Origin of the sequence: Kitasatospora sp. NPDC101235 (genome assembly GCF_044767505.1) — a bacterium.
Classification (GTDB): domain Bacteria; phylum Actinomycetota; class Actinomycetes; order Streptomycetales; family Streptomycetaceae; genus Kitasatospora.
Genome location: NZ_JBIWNZ010000014.1, coordinates 54,460 through 70,348 on the forward strand (window position 1 = coordinate 54,460; position 15,889 = coordinate 70,348).

The following is a 15,889-nucleotide window of genomic DNA, read 5'->3' on the forward strand; positions in this document are numbered from 1 at the left end:
TTCTCCTTCACCTACGGGTGATCAGCTGTGGCGGCCCCGACGGCGCCGGGCGATCACCGTGAACAGCACACCGAAGCCCAGGGCGACGGCGCCGAGCGCGGCCGGCAGCAGGCCGGGCCCACCGGTGTGGGGCAGCTCGCTGCCGCCCTGACCCGGGGACGGCTGCTGCGGATCGTGCGACGGTGCGCCGGGCTCACCCGTGCTCGGCGGCTCGCTCGACGATGGGCCGTTCGACGGACCGTCCGACGGACTGTTCGACGGCGAAGGTGAATTCGTCGGCGAGCCGGTCGGCGTCGGCGAGCCCGTGGGAGACGGCGAGTCGGTCGGAGACGGCGAGTTCGTCGGAGTCGGCGACGAGGTCGGAGACGGCGAGTTCGTCGGAGTCGGAGTCGGAGTCAGCGTAGGCGTCGGCGTAGGAGTCGGCGCATCCGCCGGCACCAGCCCCAGGTCCAGGCTCAGGTCCCGTGCCCCGCCCGACAGCCGCACCGTCTGGGTGACCCCGGTGGCCGGGTCGGCGTCCGAGTCCAGCGCCGGGTCCTTCCCCGCGTGCCGCACGGTGGCCTTCGCGTCCGCCGGAACGGTCGTCAGGTCGAAGCGCACCGCGTACTCCCCGTCCGGCAGCTTGTCGAACAGGTAGTTCCCGTCCGCGTCCGTCACCGTGGTGACCGGCTTGCCCGTCTTGTCGCGGACCGGCTGTCCGGTCCCGTCCAGCAGCTCCACCCGGACGCCCGGCACTCCGTTCTCACCGGGTTCCTGGATGCCGTTGCCGTTGCGGTCGGCCCAGACGTGGTCGCCGAGCGCGTTGTTCGGGGGCACGGGCGCCTGGACGCCGACGCCGACCTTGGCGGGCTCGGCGGGCAGCAGCGGACTGCCGGTGGAGTCGGTGGCGGTGTAGGCGAAGCTGTTCCAGGCGAAGTCGGCGTTGCCGGCGTCCACCGAGGCGACCATCGGCCAGGTCAGGGTGAACAGCCCGCCCGACGGCAGGGTGCCCGGCCGGCTGACCTTGAACCAGGTGGCGTTGCCCGGCCCGGGGAAGTCTGCGCTCCACCGGGCGCTCGCGTCGCACGGCCCGGGCACGGCGATCGCCCCGGTCACGCAGGGGTTCGGCGAGGTGGTGTACTCGATCGCCACGGTCGGGTCGCTGGAGGTCAGCGGCTGGGCCAGCGAGGGCGTCCAGGCGGAGCCGCGCGCGATGTCCGGCCGCAGCAGGTACGAGTCACCCGGGGTGGACAGCTTGTCGTACGCGACGAAGTCCGTGACCGGGTCGGGCGAGTCGTTGCGGACGGTCAGCCGGTAGGAGATGCCGCCGCCGGGGGTGGTGGTGCCGGTGCTGGCGTAGTCCTTGTCGAGGTCGCCCTTGACCTCCTTGAAGGAGCGCAGCACGGCCGGGACCTGCACCTCGACCTTGGAGGAGGCGTGGCACACGGTCTCGGTGGTGTCGCCGTTGCCGTTGAGGTCCCGGTCGTCCTTCACGCCGCTGTCGGAGCCGTAGTAGAAGCAGGAGACCGGGTCGCCCTTGCCCTCGGCCGTCACGTAGACGTCGTTGGTGAGCGTGCCGGGCCGGGCGCTGCCCGCCACCTGGACGTCGATCAGGGTGCGGTAGGCCAGGTCGTCGTGCAGGTAGGTCATGTCGGGGCTGCCGGCCGGCCAGGTCATCTTGAGCAGCTGGCGGCCGTCCGGGCCGGGCAGGACGGTGACGGACTGCGGGGCGGGGGCGTGCGGCCGGCTCGGGTCGGGGCGGGCGCTGCCGTCGACGTAGACCATGCCGGGCGGCAGCAGGTCGTAGAGGACCAGCGGGCGGTCGAGCGTGCGACCGGTGCGGTTGAACGGGGTGACCTGGAAGGTCGCGACCGCGCCGGGCGCGAGGACGGCTCCGGCGGTGGTGGTCTTTGCGGCGCCCAGGTTGGTGGTGGCCTTGACAGTCGTGTCGGCGCAGGCAGCGGCGGTCGAGGTCGCGCCCCGGGCGTCGGTGCCGAGCACGTTGACGCAGTTGTGCAGCGGGGCCGGGGCCGGGCGGCCGTCGTGGCCGGTGGCGAGGACCTGGGTGGTCAGCAGGACGGCGTTGCCGGGGCTCCAGCCGGTGGGGATGGGGCCGGTCCAGATGAAGCGCAGCCCGTCGAGGCGGCGGCCCTTCGGAAGGCCCAGGACGTCATTGGCCGGGTCGCCCTTGCCCTCGGCGAAGGTGATCCGCCGCGGGGTGGAGCCGTTGAGCGGCTTGCCCGGGGTGAAGGTGTACCAGGACTGGTCGTCGAGCCGGTAATCCAGGCGCAGGCCGATCCAGGTCGGGTTCCACGCCTCCAGCTGGATGGCCTGTGGGGCGAGCCAGTTGTAGAGGCCGGGGGTGGTGCCGTCGCCGGGCTCGGTCATCATCAGGCTCGTGGCGGGGCCGGCGGTGTTGCCGGCGTGGAGGGCGATCGTGGCCACGTCACCAGAGGCGACGCTCTTCTCCCACACCTTGGAGGCGGCGACCTTGATGCCGCTGGTGGGTGGCTGGAAGACGGGGCTCTCGGCGGTGGCGGTGGAGAGGTCGCGCATCGGGTCCGGGCCGAGCGGGTCGCCCTGGAGGACGACGCTGTTGGGCGACTTGGTGCCGCTGGGGAACGAGGCCTCCGGGTAGTCGACGACGAGGACGCCGGGGTTGCGGCAGCCGGCCTGGTGGTTGCCGGCCCGGAAGGCGCCGATGTCGTAGACCCAGGTGGTGGAGCCGGGCGGGTTCTGGACCCAGCCGGGCGAGCGGCCGGTGTCGACGACGGCGCCGGGCGGCAGGGTGTCGACCAGCCGGCTGGCGTCCAGGTCGACGTTGGGCACGCCGTCCTTGGAACAGGCGCTGAACTGGTACGTCACCTTGCGGCCGTCCTGACTGCTCGTCTGCACACCCTTGGTGACGGTGTAGTCGGGCTGGACGACGGCGGTCGTGTCGGCGGTGCCGGTCTGCGGCGGCTCGCCGTCGACCGTCAGGACGGCCTTGTTGGTGCTCTTCGCCCCGTTGGCCGTGGTGAAGTTGGGGTACTTCAGGACGACCTTGGCGATGGCCGTGGTGCCGGGGGTGAGGTCGAGCAGCTTGACGGTGAGGGTGCCGCCGACGCTACCGACGGCCGGCACGGTCGAGCCCGCGACGTCGACGGTCGAGGGGTCGGGGGTCCAGCCGACGAACTCCATCCCGGCCGGCAGGGTGTCGGTGATCAGCCCTCCCGCACAGTCGGTGACCGAGCAGGTGTACCGCAGGCTGTAGGTGACGTGCTCGCCGGGCGCCGGATTCGCCCTGTCCACCGTCTTGGTGAAGCTGACGGCGGCTTCGGCGGTCGGGGCGGTGAGGGTGCCGGTGAGCAGCGTGCCCGCGAAGAGGCCCAGGGCCATGGTTATTCGGCCGGCCCTGGACGGGAGTGAGGGTGTTGATCGGAGCGTCCGCATGCCGAAATCTCACCGTTTGTTAATCCGAATGGAGGCACGGCGCGAGAGAAAATGAGTACTTTTCACCCGATTGGAGCAATCTGGACGAAGGGGTGCCACTCAAGGGTGACGCTACGTAATCAGCGCGCCGGCGCCGTGGAGGAGCGCAGCACCAGCGAGGTGGCCAGCGGCGCGACCGGCGCCACCCGCTCCCCGCGCAGCAGGGCCGCCAGCGCGGCCGCGCCCGCCCGGCCCAGCTCCTCGCCGGGCAGGTCCACGGTGGTCAGCGGCGGGGCGAGCAGTGCGGCCACCGCGACGTTGTCCATGCCGACCACCGACAGGTCCTCCGGCACCCGCAGCCCCATCTCGGCGGCGGCCTGGTAGACCCCGGAGGCGACCACGTCGTCGTCGCAGATCACCGCGCGCGGCCGGTCCGTCCGCTCCAGCAGCCGGCCCGCGACGGTCCGCGCCGCCCGGTGGCCGTCGTTCAGGCTCACACCCAACTCCACGACGTCCAGGTCGAGTTCACGCACGGCCCGTTCGAAGGCGGCCTGCCGGACCCGGAAGGTGTACGCGGAGTGGCTGGAGCGCAGCCGGCCGATCCGGCGGTGGCCGAGCGCGGCCAGGTGCTCGACCGCGGCGCGCATCCCGCCGGCCACGTCGAGCTCGACGGTCGGACGCGCCCGGTCGGTGCCGGGGTCGGCGTCCAGGAAGACGGCGGGGGTGTCGGCGGGCAGCTCGCCGAGCTGGCTGTCGTCCGGGGAGCAGATCAGCAGGCCGTCGAAGCGGCCGGCGGTGGCGGCCTCGGCGAGGGTGGCGCTGCCCCAGCCGGAGCTGACCACGACGGCCAGGCCGTTGCGGCCGGCCTCCTCGTGGACGCCTTCCAGCACCCGGCCGAAGAACGGGCCCTGGAGGTTCGGCACGGCCAGCAGGATCATCCCGCTGCGGCCGAGCCGCAGCTGCCGCCCGGCCGCCTGCGGACGGTAGCCGAGGCTGCGGGCGGCCTCCCGGACCCGCCCCCGGGTGGCCTCGGAGACCCGCCGGCCGGCCTCGGCGCCGGAGAAGACCAGGGAGACGGTGGCCTGGGAGACCCCGGCGAGCCGGGCCACGTCCCGCCCGGTGGGCCGGCGGACGGGAGCCGGCCAGGTGCCGAGCGGCCCCTCGACGAGCGGCCCCTCGGCAGGCGCCCCCTCGGCGGGCGGCTGCTCGTACGACGGCTCGGACGGCTCAGGCGGCTCGGGCGGCTCGGAGTCTCGGGTGGCGGGCACGGCGGCTGCGCTCGTGGGCGGGGCCGGGGTCAGCTCTGGCCGGCGGCAGCCGCGCGGGCGGCGTCGTCGGCGGCGTCCTCCTCGGCGTTCTGCGTGGCGATCCGCTCGGCGGTACGGCTGCGCATCCCGGAGACCTTGCCGCTGATCTGCGCGGACATCTCGTCGCGCTGCTTGCTCAGCAGCGCGTAGCTGAGCGGCGCGGAGGCGAGCGCGGCCAGCAGGAACAGGAAGATCATGCCGGCCTCGCCGCTGACCGGGATGATCTGGAAGTGCCCGAGCAGCAGGGCCACCAGCAGGCAGCCGAGGAAGATGCTGACCCGCAGGGAGGTGTAGCGGAGCGTGGCGTGCGACTTCTCCGGGCCGTTGCTGGTCACTCGACACGTCCTTCTTCGTTGCGCTGGGGCGGGTTCTCCAGTCAAGCATGCCTGACGGCCGGAGCGCGGCACGGGTCACCCGGTCCGGCCCGCCCGGCCCGTCCGGGCGGGTGTCAGCGCAGGTCGAACCACATGGTGATGTCGTCCCGGTCGTCCCCGGGGGCGACCCGGATCGCGGCCGGCACCCGGCCGACCTCCCGGTAGCCGCTGCGGGCGTAGAACTGCTCCAGCCCCAGACCTCCGCGCGCGGTGAGCCGCAGCGACTCCAGGCCCCACTCCCGGGCCACCCGCTCGGCCTCGGCGAGCAGCCGGGCGCCGTGACCACGGCCCTGGAAGTCGGGGTGCACCATGACCCGCTTGAGCATCCGCCAGTGCTCCATCGGGCCGAAGCGCATCGACTCGAAGAACAGCACGCCGACCAGCCGGCCCGTCCCGCTCTCGTGCGCGACCAGCAGCCGGTCCGGACCGTCCGGCTCGACCCCGGCGAACTGGTGGTCGGCGGTGTCCCAGACCTCCTCCTCGGTGACCGGCGCCACGAAGCCGACCGCCCCGCCGGCGTTGGTGACGTCGGCCCACAGCCGGACGATGCCCGTCCGCAGGTCGGGGTCGAGCTTCGGGTCCAGGGTGAAGGTGAGCGCCATGGAGCGGAGCCTAGACCTCCGGTACGACAGTCCTTCCGGAGGGACCGTCATCGCCCTCACCTGCGGGGACCGGCCGTCACGGGAGGGCCGGCACCGCCCGGTCGGCCCGCCCGGTGCGCAGCGCCAGGCAGAGCCCGACCGCGACCGCGCACAGTGCGCCGGCGCCGTACCAGGTGAGGTCGTAGTTGCCGAGCGCGTCACGGGCCAGGCCGGCCAGACCGGCGACGACGGCCGCGCCGATCTGGTGGGCGGCGAGCACCCAGCCGAAGACGATCGGGGCGTCCTCGCCGAAGTGCCGGCGGCACAGCGCGACGGTCGGCGGCACGGTGGCCACCCAGTCCAGGCCGTAGAAGATCACGAAGGCGAGGATCGGCGGCTGGAGCGAGCCGGCCAGCAGCTGCGGCAGCAGGAGCAGGGACAGGCCGCGCAGCCCGTAGTAGACGGTCAGCAGCAGCCGGGAGTCGACCCGGTCGGTGAGCCAGCCGCTGAAGACGGTGCCGAGCACGTCGAACAGGCCGATCAGGGCGAGCAGGCTCGCGGCGGTGGTGACGGGCATGCCGTGGTCGTGCGCGGCCGGGATGAAGTGGGTGCCGACCAGGCCGGCGGTGGTGGCGCCGCAGATCGCGAAGGAGCCGGCCAGCAGCCAGAACGCCCGGGTGCGGGCGGCGTCCCGCAGCACCCGCAGCGAGCGGGCCAGCGCGCGGCCGTCGGTGACCGGTGCGGGAGGGGCCTCGGTCGCGCCGTACGGGAGCAGGCCGAGGTCGGCGGGCCGTTCGCGCATCAGCAGCAGGACCGGGACGGCGACGGCACTGGCGGCGAGCGAGACCACGATCACGGCCGAGCGCCAGCCGTGCTGCTCGACCAGCCAGGCGCCGACCGGCAGGAAGACCAGGTTTCCCGCCGCTCCGGCGGCGGTCAGCACCCCGGTGACCAGGCCCTGGCGGGCCTGGAACCAGCGGCCGGTGATGGTGGTGGCGAAGGCGCCGGCCATCGAGCCGCTGCCGAGGCCGACCAGCACGCCCCAGCAGAGCACCAGCTGCCAGGGCTGGCGCATCAGCATGGTCAGCCCGGCGCCGACCGAGATGGTCAGCAGCGCGCAGACCACCACCAGACGCACCCCGAAACGGTCCATCAGGGCGGCGGCGAAGGGGGCGGTGAGGCCGTAGAGCGTCAGGTTGACGGAGGTGGCGCTGGAGATCGTCCCGAGCGACCAGCCGAACTCGTTGTGCAGGGCGTCCATCATCAGGCTCGGCGTGGAGCGGAAGCCGGCCGAGCCGAGCAGGACGAGCAGGGAGACGGCGGCCACCACCCAGGCGTAGTGCACCCGGGGGCGTGTGGCGGGGGCGGGCGGTTCGGAGAGGGACGTGGGGGCGAGGGCGCTGCGTTCGGTCACGCGGACGAGTGTTCCGGGCTGCCCGGAGCCGGACGAGTGGCCTGAATGACAGCTTTCGCAAGAATCGGGCCACAGGCCGCAGTACCCTGGCCCGGACCCACCGACACCCGAGGGGACGGCATGGCACACCTGGTCGCGGTACTCGCCCTGGAGGGCGTGATCGCCTTCGAACTCGGCATCCCCGCCCGCATCTTCGGCGGCGCCAAGGACCCGGCCGGGCAGCCGCTGTACGAGGTGGCCACCTGCACCCTGGACGGGCGGCCGGTCGCCACCAGCGCCGACTTCAAGGTCATGGTCGACCACGGGACCGAACTGCTGGAGCGGGCGGACACGGTGGTGATCCCGGCCTCCGCCGACTCCAGCCCGGCGGTCGCCGACGCCTGCTTCACCCCCGCGCTGGCCGACGCGCTGGCCCGGATCCGGCCCGGCACCCGGCTGCTGTCGATCTGCACCGGCTCCTTCATCCTGGCCGCCGCCGGGCTGCTGGACGGCCGCCCTGCCACCACCCACTGGCGCTACACCGAGCGCTTCGCCCGGCTGTTCCCCCGGGTGCGGCTCGACCCGGACGTGCTCTACACCGACGACGGCGACATCCTCACCTCCGGCGGGGTGGCCGCCGGGGTGGACCTCTGCCTGCACGTGGTGCGCCGCGACCACGGCAGCGCGGTGGCCAACGCGGTGGCCCGCAACTGCCTGGTGCCGCCGTGGCGCGAGGGCGGCCAGAAGCAGTACGTGGAGGCGCCGAGCCCGGTGGACTCCGGCGGCAGCGGCACCGCCGCGGTGCGCGCCTGGGCGCTGGAGCACCTGGACCGGCCGCTGGCGCTGCGGCAGCTCTCCGACCGGGCGGGGATGAGCGTACGGACCTTCACCCGGCGCTTCCGCGAGGAGACCGGCGCCAGCCCCGGCCAGTGGATCACCACCCAGCGCACCGAGCGGGCCCGCCAGTTGCTGGAGCGCACCGATCTGACGATCGACCAGGTCGCCCGGGAGTCCGGCTTCGGCACCGCGGCCTCGCTGCGGCTGCAACTGCGCGGCCGGCTCGACGTTGCACCGAGTGCCTACCGGCGCACCTTCCGCGCCCTCCCCGAGAGCCGCACCGCTCCGGGGAGCCCCGTCGTCCCCGGGAGCGCCGCCGCCCCCGAAAGCCCTGCCCGGCGCGCTTCCTGAGCAAAGCCTGGCAACCGACCGGCTGGTGGCCGAAACTCGTCGCACCTTGGCGACGCGTTGGATGGCGGCAGGCCGCACGCGCCCCGAGCGCGGTACGGCAGGCCGCCATCCAACCGCGGCGCGCAGGCCCTGAACCCGCGCCACACCCTCCGCACTCGCCGAGGAGCGGCCCGCGACCGGCCGTCCGCGGTCCCCCCTGCTGGCACGAATCCCCTGGACAGCAGCACCACGGCGGTGGACGGACGTCCCCTCGGCGTCCCCTCGCGACGGAGCGCCGCACCCAAGCGTGATCAGTCGGATACGTCACGTCAATGGGTAGTCCGAAATTCGGAATGGTTGCGTCACCTTTCGGCCTGTGACCGGCACCGGTGATCGGCACGGCCCGACGGCCGCCGCGAAAGCCGCTATTGCGCCAAAGCCGCCCAGTCCACGTCGGCCAGCGGATCGGCCGGGCGGGCGTCGCTGCCGATCTCGCACCAGACCCGCTTGCCCGAGCCGTCCGGGTACCAGCCCCAGCGCTCGCAGAGCAGCTCGACCAGCTCCAGGCCGCGCCCGTTGGTCGCGTCCTCGTCCGCGCCCGCGTGCCGCGGGGTCGGGGCGGCCTGGCTCGCGTCGGCGACCTCCACCCGCAGCGGGGTGGCCGACCCGCCCTCCAGCGTGCCGTCGGCCACCGGCAGACAGAGCCGCAGGACGGCCGGACAGCCGGTGTGCACCACAGCGTTGGTGACCAGCTCCGAGACCACCAGCACCACCGTCTCGGCCATCGGCGCATCCGGGTCCACCCCGTGGTTCAGCAGCCGCGAGCGCACCCACCGGCGGGCCCGGCCGACCTCGGCGGGGTCAGCCTGCACCGCCAGCTGTACCTGAAGAACCTGCACCGCTCCACCACCCGCACTCGCAGTTCGGCCATAGTCCCGATCGGGCCGGATCGGCCGGCGGGCCCTCGCACGTCGCCCGGCACCACCCGAGCCGTACCCGGGCGCCCGCCCGGTCCGTCCGCCCGCGCCCACTCGTCCGCGCCGTCTCGTCGGTCGGGCACCGGCCGCGACACGAATACGCCTCAGGATGGGCGGGGGGACGGACCGCAGCAAGCGCTTCGGGCATATTCCGGCGATCGGGCGACAGGGCAGTGCATACTGTCCCGCTCACGCTCGCGAGCCTCGTACCGGCGCTCGGCCGGCACCGGGCCGACCAGCCGGTCCCGCAGTCGGGAACCTACCGCCGCGCGCCACCCGCGCCCCGCCCGCCACTCGCGGACCACCCGTGCGACATGGGTCCGGCGGCCCTCGGACAGCGGCACCGACCGACGGTCCCACCGGCCGGCCGTCGCACCGCCGACGATCCGGCCCGGGGGCGGGAGAGTCCGAGCCGAGTTCCGGGCCGGGAGGCCCGAGCCGGGAGGCGCATCCACAGGGACGCCGGTCCACGAGGAACGGTTCCGTTCTTGCCGGAATCGCCCCCGGCGCCGCCCGGCCGCAAGATACCGTTGGGTACGCCAGCGAACCCGGGCAGGAGGGTGGTTCCCGATGGCCACCCCGGAGCGGACCCCGCGCTGGGACGAGCAGTTGCAGCGCCGCCTCACCCGCGGCGAGGAGACGGCGCTCGGCGAACTCTACGACCGGCTCGCGCCGATGGTGCACGGCCTGGCCGGACGGATACTGGCCGACCAGGCGGCCGCCACCCAGCTCACCCGGGAGGTCTTCGCCCACGTCTGGGAGCACCCTGAGGAATACGACCCCGCCCGGGGCACGCTGCGCTCCTGGCTCGGCGCGCTGACCCACCACCGCGCGGTCGAACGGCTGCGGGCACGGCGGGCCGCCGAACAGGCACCGGGCGCGGAGGCCGAGATCCGTGCCGTGGCCACCGCGGCACGGATGCAGTACGTGGTCGACTCCCTGCCCCAACCCCTGCGTGAGACCATCGCGGTGACCTACTACGACGGCCGCACGTACCGCGAGACGGCCCGACTGCTCGGCATCAGCGAGCAGGCCGCCAAGCAGCGGATGCGGCTCGGTCTGGAGCTGCTGGCCACCGAACTGGCCGACGAACGCACCCGCCAGGACGGCACCGGGGACGGGAACGGGGAGACGTGAGCAGCACTGAGGAGCAGCACGACGCCCTGCGCTCGCTGCTCGGCGCGTGGGCCCTCGGCGCCTGCCCGGCCCGCGAGGCCGGCGAGTTGGAACAGCACCTGCGCGACTGCCGGGAGTGCGCCGAGGAGGCGGCCCGGCTGCGCGAGGCGGCCGGCTGGCTCTCCCTGGACGAGCCGCTGGACCAGCCCGGCTCGCTGCGCCAGCAGGTGCTCGACTGGTGCCTGGCCCGCCGGCCGGCCGAACTGCCCGTCCCCGCCTGGGGCGTGCCGTACACGGCGGAGACCGCCAAGCTCGACGCGCTGCTGCGCGACCTCGGCCCGGAGGAGTGGCAGGAGGTGGCCGAACTGCCGTGGCACGGCGGCACCGAGTGGCTGCGCCCGGCCGAGGTGCTGGGTCACCTGACCGCGGTGGACGGCTTCCTGGCGCTGGCGCTCGGTCTGCCCGATCCGGTGCCGGCCGCCCCGGGCCTGCCCGCCGCGCCGGGCGGGCGGCGGGTGCCGCCGCAGGAGCCGGCCGCCGGGCCGACGGTGCCGCGCGTCCCGCCGCAGGGCGGTCCGTACGGCGCGATCACCGCGCGCACCGCCCGGCTGATCGCGGACCAGGGCTGCCTGGCCCCGCAGTCGGTGCGCTCCCGCTGGCGGCGACAGGCCCACGACCTGGTGCGCAGCGCCGCGCTGGTACCGCAGGGCAACACCCCGGTCGACTACGGCTTCGCGGTGCTGCCGCTGCGCGACGCCTTCGTGGACCGCGCCTTCGAGTGCTTCGTGCACGGCGAGGACGTGGCCCGTGCGGTCGCCTACCCGTACGATCCGCCGGCACCGCAGCACCTGCGGCAGATGGTGGAGCTGGTGGTCCGGCTGCTCCCCCGGGCGCTGGCCCGGCTGCGCGCGGCCCGCCCCGAGCACGCCGGGGCGCCGGGTGCACCGGAGGGCGGGGTGCGGACCGCCCGACGGGTGCGGCTGATGGTCGACGGCCCGGCGGGCGGCGAGTGGCTGATCACCCTGGACGGCGACGACGACCGCACCGACCGCCCCGGCGGGCCGACCGGCGAGGAGCCGGTGGCCTCGATGGTCCTGGACGGCCTGGAGCTGTGCCAGCTGGCCGCCGGGCACCGCGACCCGGACCGGCTGCCGGTCGGCGAGCACGGCGACCGGGCCGCGGTCCGCGAGGTGCTGCACGCACTCCCGCTGCTCTCCCGGCCGTAGCGCCCCGGGGCCTACGCGAAGACGACCGTACGGGTCCCGTCCAGCAGCACCCGGTGCTCGCTGTGCCACTTCACCGCGCGGGCCAGCGCCTGGCACTCGACGTCCCGGCCGAGCGCGACCAGCTGGTCGGGGCTGACGTCGTGGGTGACCCGGGCGACCTCCTGCTCGATGATCGGCCCCTCGTCCAGGTCGGCGGTGACGTAGTGCGCGGTGGCGCCGATCAGCTTCACGCCGCGCGCGTGCGCCTGGTGGTACGGCTTGGCGCCCTTGAAGCTCGGCAGGAAGGAGTGGTGGATGTTGATCACGCGGCCGGACAGCTCGGTGCACAGCTGGTCGGAGAGCACCTGCATGTAGCGGGCCAGCACGACCAGTTCGACGTTCTCCTTGGCGATCAGGTCGAGCAGCTGCTGCTCGGCCTGGGCCTTGGTGTCCCTGGTGACCGGGATGTGGTGGAAGGGGATGCCGTAGCTCTCGGTCAGGTCCTGCAGGTCGGTGTGGTTGGAGACCACCGCGGCGATCTCCACCGGCAGGGCGCCGATCCGGGTGCGGTAGAGCAGGTCGTTCAGGCAGTGCCCGAACTTGCTGACCATGAGCACGATCCGCATCCGCTCCTCGGACGGGTGGATCTGCCAGTCCATCCCGAAGGAGGCGCCGATCGCGGCGAAGCTGGCCCGCAGCTTGTCGACGGTGACCGGCTCGGGGGCGGAGAAGTGCACCCGCATGAAGAAGAGCCCGCTGTCGCCGTCCCCGAACTGCTGGCTGTCGATGATGTTGCAGCCGGTCATGAAGAGGTAACTGGAGACAGCGTGGACGATGCCCTGCTTGTCGGGGCAGGACAGCGTGAGGACGTACTGGGCGCTGGCCGGCTGCTGTTCCACTGGGGGTATCCCGTTCTGAGGTCGTGACGTGCGTGGATGGTCCAGCGTGTCACATTCCGGACGGCCGCCGCCCCGCTGCCCGCACTGCGGGACGGCGGCACCCGGCCGCCGTCCCGGTCGGTGCCCGGCCCCGGACCCGGTTGGTGCCGGGCCCCGGACCCGGCCGGTCTCAGACCTGGGTGAGGATGCGCAGCACGTCCAGCGACTTGGGCGCCGCGTCCGGGTCGTCCCCGTCGCCCAGGGCCAGTGCGACGTGCGCCTCGCGGGCGGCCCGGACGGTCTCCGGCCAGCCGGGGTGGCCGAGGTAGGCGGAGGTCGGCGCGTCCGCACCGACCTCGTGCAGCATCTGCACGGCCCGCAGCACCGCGACGTCCATCAGCGCGGCCTCGGCGGAGTCACGGAAGATCGTTCCGACGTACTTCTCGGCCGACCAGCGGTCCAGCCAGGTGTCCTCGACCAGCCGGTAGACGGCGTCGGTCACGTCGCCGTACCCCTCCCGGCCGGTCAGCCAGGTCTCCTGCTGGAAACCGGGGTCGGACAGCATGTGCAGCGCCGAGCGCAGTCGGGCTCGCCAGCGCCACCAGGGCAGGTCGTTGAGCGGCATGCCGCCCATCGTGCTGGAGCGGTGGCCCGGACGAGAAGGGTTTCGGGCGGACCGGTGCGAAGAATCTGTGCTGGCGGACATGGTGAACGATCGTACGTTCCCTGTCTGTTCGTGCTCCACTCGCGATCTACACGCGTACCGCTCCGGATTTCGGCCGCCGTTTGCCGTCCGTTCGCACTTCGGCCCTCTCGGCTTGTGGCGCCGGGGCTTGGCTTGATCCGGTGCGCCGGAGTGCGCCCCAGAGAGGGAATACCGATGACCAGCCGAAGGGACTCGTTCCAGGGCCGTCCCCAGGTCGTGCGACGCCGCCGCCGACGCCCGATCGCAGCCGCGGTGACCGCCGCGGCCCTGCTCCCCGCCCTCTTCTCGGCCACCGCGTGCGGCGGACCGGCCGATGCCTCCACCAGCGGTGACGACCTGACCGTGATGACCTGGGCCCCGTCCGGCACCGCATCCGCCGACCGCCCGGGCATGACCGCGCTCGCCTCCGCCATCGGCCAGGACGTCAACACCAAGGGCGGACTGAACGGCCACCGGCTGCGAGTGCTCACCTGCAACGAGCACAACACCGCGGACGGTGCCCGCGCCTGCGCCCAGCAGGCGGTGGACGCCAAGGTGGTCGCCGTGATCGGCTCCTACAGCCAGTGGGGCGAGGCGTTCATGCCGGTGCTGGAGCGCGCCGGCATCCCGTTGATCGGCGGCTACGGGCTCTCCCAGCCGGAGTTCTCCAGCCCGCTGTCCTACCCGGTGGACGGCGGCATGCCGGCACTGATCGCGGGCAACGGCCGCCAGCTGGTGGACGCCGGCTGCAAGGCCGTCGCCCTGGTCCGCCCGGACACCCCGGCCGGCGACAACCTGCTCGGCTACCTGGGCACCGCGCTGCGGCCGGCCGGGATCAAGCTGACGGACGTCAAGGCGCCCGAGCAGTCCTCCGACTACACCCCGGTGGTCCGCAAGGCGGTCGGCAAGGACGAGCCGGGCAACTGCGTCACCAGCGCCCTGGCCGCCGAGCCGACCGGCAACCTGCTGGACTCCTACCGGCGGCTGAACCCGAAGAACACCCGGATCGCCTCGGTGATCGGCAGCGTCCAGCAGTCGGTGGTGGACTCCACCGGCGGCGACTCCGGCCCGCTGGGCGGCGTCTACGTCACCAGCTGGTACCCGCCGGAGTCGGCGAAGATCTGGGACGGGCTGCGCGCGGTGGTGCGCTCCGACACCACCGGCGGACGCCCCATCGACGTCTCCGACCCGGGCGTTCAGACCACCTGGGTCGCGTACGAGGTGTTCCGGACGGCGGTGCAGAAGCTGGCGGAGGCCGGCCGACCGGTCACCCCGAAGGCGGTCTCCTCGCTGCTGGACAGCGGCGAGGGCATCGACATCGGGATCACCCCGCCGCTGAACTGGGGCACCACCAACATGCTGCCCAGCAGCGGGTCACCGCGGCTGGTGAACACCTGGGTCACCTACCAGGTGGTCAAGAACGGCCGGATGACCCTGCAGCAGCCGGGCTTCGTGGACATCCGCTGGGCGCTCACCGGGGGCCGGCCGCCGGCCTGAGGCGAACCACCCGGGGCGAGGGGGGGACGGCCGGAAGGCCCGTCCCCCCTCCCGTCGTTCACCGGCCGTCGTCGCTCACAGGTCGCCGTCGCTCCGGTTGGGCAGTCCGGTCTGGGCGGCGATCGCGTTCCAGAGCGTGGCGGCCTGCTTCTTCGCGGTGGTCGCGGTGCCGCTGGCCTGGACGGCGTTCTTGTAGTGCTGGTTGTCCTGCTTCTTCGCGTCGCAGGAGCCCTGCGCGTCCTGCGCCCAGGCCGCGTACTCGTCGTCGGCCTGGGCCGAGGCCGTCCAGGCCGCGTTGAGCTGGTCGACCAGCTGCTGGCCGCCGGGCAGCTTGTCGGTCTTCAGCTGGCCGAGCTTGCCCTGGAGCTCGCGCCGCTTGCCGGCCGCGGCGGTCAGCGCCTGCTGGGACTCGGGCAGCTTGTCGCACTTCTGCACCGAGCCGACCGCGGAGACCACCGAGCTGCGGCTGTCGCTCGCGGTGCCCAGCAGGTCTGACAGCGGCTGCGCCTGGGCCTTGACGTCCGGATCGACGGCCGCGCCGGAGCCGCTCGCGCTCGGCGTGCCGGGGCCGACGGCGGTGGTACTGGCGGCGGCCACCGGGGTGGTCTTCTTGGCGTCCTTGGGCTCGTCGCCGCCGCCGGCCAGGACGGCGACCAGGATGCCGGCCGCCGCGCAGCCCGCCACCACGCCGCCGATGATCAGCTTGTTGGACGGGCGTCCGCCGCGGCCCGAGCCGCCCGCCTGGGTCGCGTCGTACCCCTGGTCGAAACCCTGGCCGTAGTCCTGGCCCTGCTCGGGGGCGTAGCCGTGCTGGTAGTCCTGCGCCGGGTAGGCCGGCTGCGCGGCCGGCGGGTAGGCCTGGTACCCCGGCGCGGGCTGCGGCTGCGGGTAGCCGGGCTGGACCTGCCCCGGGTAGCCGGCCGCCTGGGGGTCGCCGACCGGGTACGGCGGCAGGTGCTGGGTCTCCGGGGCCGGATCGGGCTGCGGGGCGCCGTACCCGGGCTGCGGCGCACCCCACGGGGCGCCCTGGCCGGGCACCGGCTGCGCGGGCATGGCCTGGGTCGGCAGCGCGTGCGCGCCCTCGCCGAGGTACTCCGGCTGCCCGGACGGCTGCCCCACCGGCGGCACGGCCGAGTGGGCCTGCGGCTGGCCCGGCTGCCCCTGCGGCTGGCCGGGCTCGGGGCGGAACAGGTCGTCCAGGTTGAAGTCACCGGAGTTCGGGTACGAGCGGCGCTGACTCAACGCGATTCCTCACCTGTGCAGGACCGCGCGCTGACGGCGGACCACATCTCGTCGGTTCTTGGGAGCATCACAGTTCC

At 73.8% G+C, this 15,889-nt stretch carries 13 protein-coding genes; 4 read left to right on the plus strand and 9 right to left on the minus strand.

What is annotated here, in order from left to right:
• Positions 1 to 21 precede the first annotated feature (21 nt).
• From ACIRRH_RS23330 to ACIRRH_RS23350, 5 genes are all read right to left on the minus strand, one after another.
• On the minus strand, positions 22 to 3,357 hold the full coding sequence (locus ACIRRH_RS23330; RefSeq protein WP_403070585.1) for an SdrD B-like domain-containing protein: 3,336 nt from the start codon (positions 3,355 to 3,357) through the stop codon (positions 22 to 24).
• 173 nt (positions 3,358 to 3,530) lie between these two features.
• Complete coding sequence (locus ACIRRH_RS23335; protein WP_403070587.1) at positions 3,531 to 4,658, minus strand: LacI family DNA-binding transcriptional regulator; 1,128 nt, start codon at positions 4,656 to 4,658, stop codon at positions 3,531 to 3,533.
• Positions 4,659 to 4,687: 29 nt separating this feature from the next.
• Entirely contained in the window at positions 4,688 to 5,032 is a 345-nt protein-coding gene (locus ACIRRH_RS23340; RefSeq protein ID WP_403070590.1) for a DUF4229 domain-containing protein, read from the minus strand.
• A gap of 113 nt (positions 5,033 to 5,145) precedes the next feature.
• Positions 5,146 to 5,673 (minus strand): GNAT family N-acetyltransferase, encoded by a 528-nt coding sequence (locus ACIRRH_RS23345; protein WP_403070592.1) that lies wholly within the window; start codon positions 5,671 to 5,673, stop codon positions 5,146 to 5,148.
• Positions 5,674 to 5,749: 76 nt separating this feature from the next.
• A complete protein-coding gene (locus ACIRRH_RS23350; RefSeq protein WP_403070595.1) occupies positions 5,750 to 7,066 on the minus strand; it encodes an MFS transporter in 1,317 nt (438 codons plus the stop codon).
• Positions 7,067 to 7,186: 120 nt separating this feature from the next.
• Here ACIRRH_RS23350 and ACIRRH_RS23355 point away from each other — a divergent pair, with 120 nt between their 5' ends.
• Positions 7,187 to 8,233, plus strand: coding sequence for a GlxA family transcriptional regulator (locus ACIRRH_RS23355; protein WP_403070598.1), 1,047 nt, complete (start codon positions 7,187 to 7,189; stop codon positions 8,231 to 8,233).
• 404 nt (positions 8,234 to 8,637) lie between these two features.
• Here the strand turns inward: ACIRRH_RS23355 and ACIRRH_RS23360 are convergent, their stop codons facing one another.
• Positions 8,638 to 9,111 carry an ATP-binding protein gene (locus ACIRRH_RS23360; RefSeq protein ID WP_403070601.1) on the minus strand — a complete coding sequence of 158 codons (474 nt, stop codon included), beginning with the start codon at positions 9,109 to 9,111 and terminating at the stop codon, positions 8,638 to 8,640.
• A 648-nt stretch (positions 9,112 to 9,759) separates the two neighbouring features.
• Here ACIRRH_RS23360 and ACIRRH_RS23365 point away from each other — a divergent pair.
• On the plus strand, positions 9,760 to 10,326 hold the full coding sequence (locus tag ACIRRH_RS23365; RefSeq protein ID WP_403070604.1) for a sigma-70 family RNA polymerase sigma factor: 567 nt from the start codon (positions 9,760 to 9,762) through the stop codon (positions 10,324 to 10,326).
• A complete protein-coding gene (locus ACIRRH_RS23370) occupies positions 10,323 to 11,531 on the plus strand; it encodes a zf-HC2 domain-containing protein (protein ID WP_403070607.1) in 1,209 nt (402 codons plus the stop codon). The genes ACIRRH_RS23365 and ACIRRH_RS23370 overlap by 4 nt, the downstream gene beginning before the upstream one ends.
• Before the next feature lie 11 nt (positions 11,532 to 11,542).
• Here the strand turns inward: ACIRRH_RS23370 and purU are convergent, their stop codons facing one another.
• Together purU and ACIRRH_RS23380 are read right to left on the minus strand one after the other, a co-directional pair.
• Positions 11,543 to 12,409 (minus strand): formyltetrahydrofolate deformylase, encoded by an 867-nt coding sequence (gene purU / locus ACIRRH_RS23375; protein ID WP_403070610.1) that lies wholly within the window; start codon positions 12,407 to 12,409, stop codon positions 11,543 to 11,545.
• A gap of 169 nt (positions 12,410 to 12,578) precedes the next feature.
• A complete protein-coding gene (locus tag ACIRRH_RS23380) occupies positions 12,579 to 13,094 on the minus strand; it encodes a hypothetical protein (RefSeq protein ID WP_224284990.1) in 516 nt (171 codons plus the stop codon).
• A 174-nt stretch (positions 13,095 to 13,268) separates the two neighbouring features.
• On the opposite strand from ACIRRH_RS23380, the gene ACIRRH_RS23385 reads away from it, so the two are divergent.
• Entirely contained in the window at positions 13,269 to 14,570 is a 1,302-nt protein-coding gene (locus ACIRRH_RS23385; RefSeq protein ID WP_403070612.1) for an ABC transporter substrate-binding protein, read from the plus strand.
• Between the two features lie 75 nt (positions 14,571 to 14,645).
• Here ACIRRH_RS23385 and ACIRRH_RS23390 read toward each other — a convergent pair whose 3' ends face one another.
• Positions 14,646 to 15,812, minus strand: a complete 1,167-nt coding sequence (locus tag ACIRRH_RS23390; protein ID WP_403070614.1) for a hypothetical protein — start codon at positions 15,810 to 15,812, stop codon at positions 14,646 to 14,648.
• Positions 15,813 to 15,889 lie beyond the last annotated feature (77 nt).

What these genes read in the sequence shown, in the direction of transcription:
- ACIRRH_RS23330 (WP_403070585.1), bottom strand. Translation starts at nt 3,357, where the DNA reads ATGGCCCTGGGCCTCTTCGCGGGCACGCTGCTCACCGGCACCCTCACC.
- ACIRRH_RS23345 (WP_403070592.1), bottom strand. Translation starts at nt 5,673, where the DNA reads ATGGCGCTCACCTTCACCCTGGACCCGAAGCTCGACCCCGACCTGCGG.
- ACIRRH_RS23355 (WP_403070598.1), top strand. Translation starts at nt 7,187, where the DNA reads ATGGCACACCTGGTCGCGGTACTCGCCCTGGAGGGCGTGATCGCCTTC.
- ACIRRH_RS23365 (WP_403070604.1), top strand. Translation starts at nt 9,760, where the DNA reads ATGGCCACCCCGGAGCGGACCCCGCGCTGGGACGAGCAGTTGCAGCGC.
- ACIRRH_RS23380 (WP_224284990.1), bottom strand. Translation starts at nt 13,094, where the DNA reads ATGTCCGCCAGCACAGATTCTTCGCACCGGTCCGCCCGAAACCCTTCT.
- ACIRRH_RS23385 (WP_403070612.1), top strand. Translation starts at nt 13,269, where the DNA reads ATGACCAGCCGAAGGGACTCGTTCCAGGGCCGTCCCCAGGTCGTGCGA.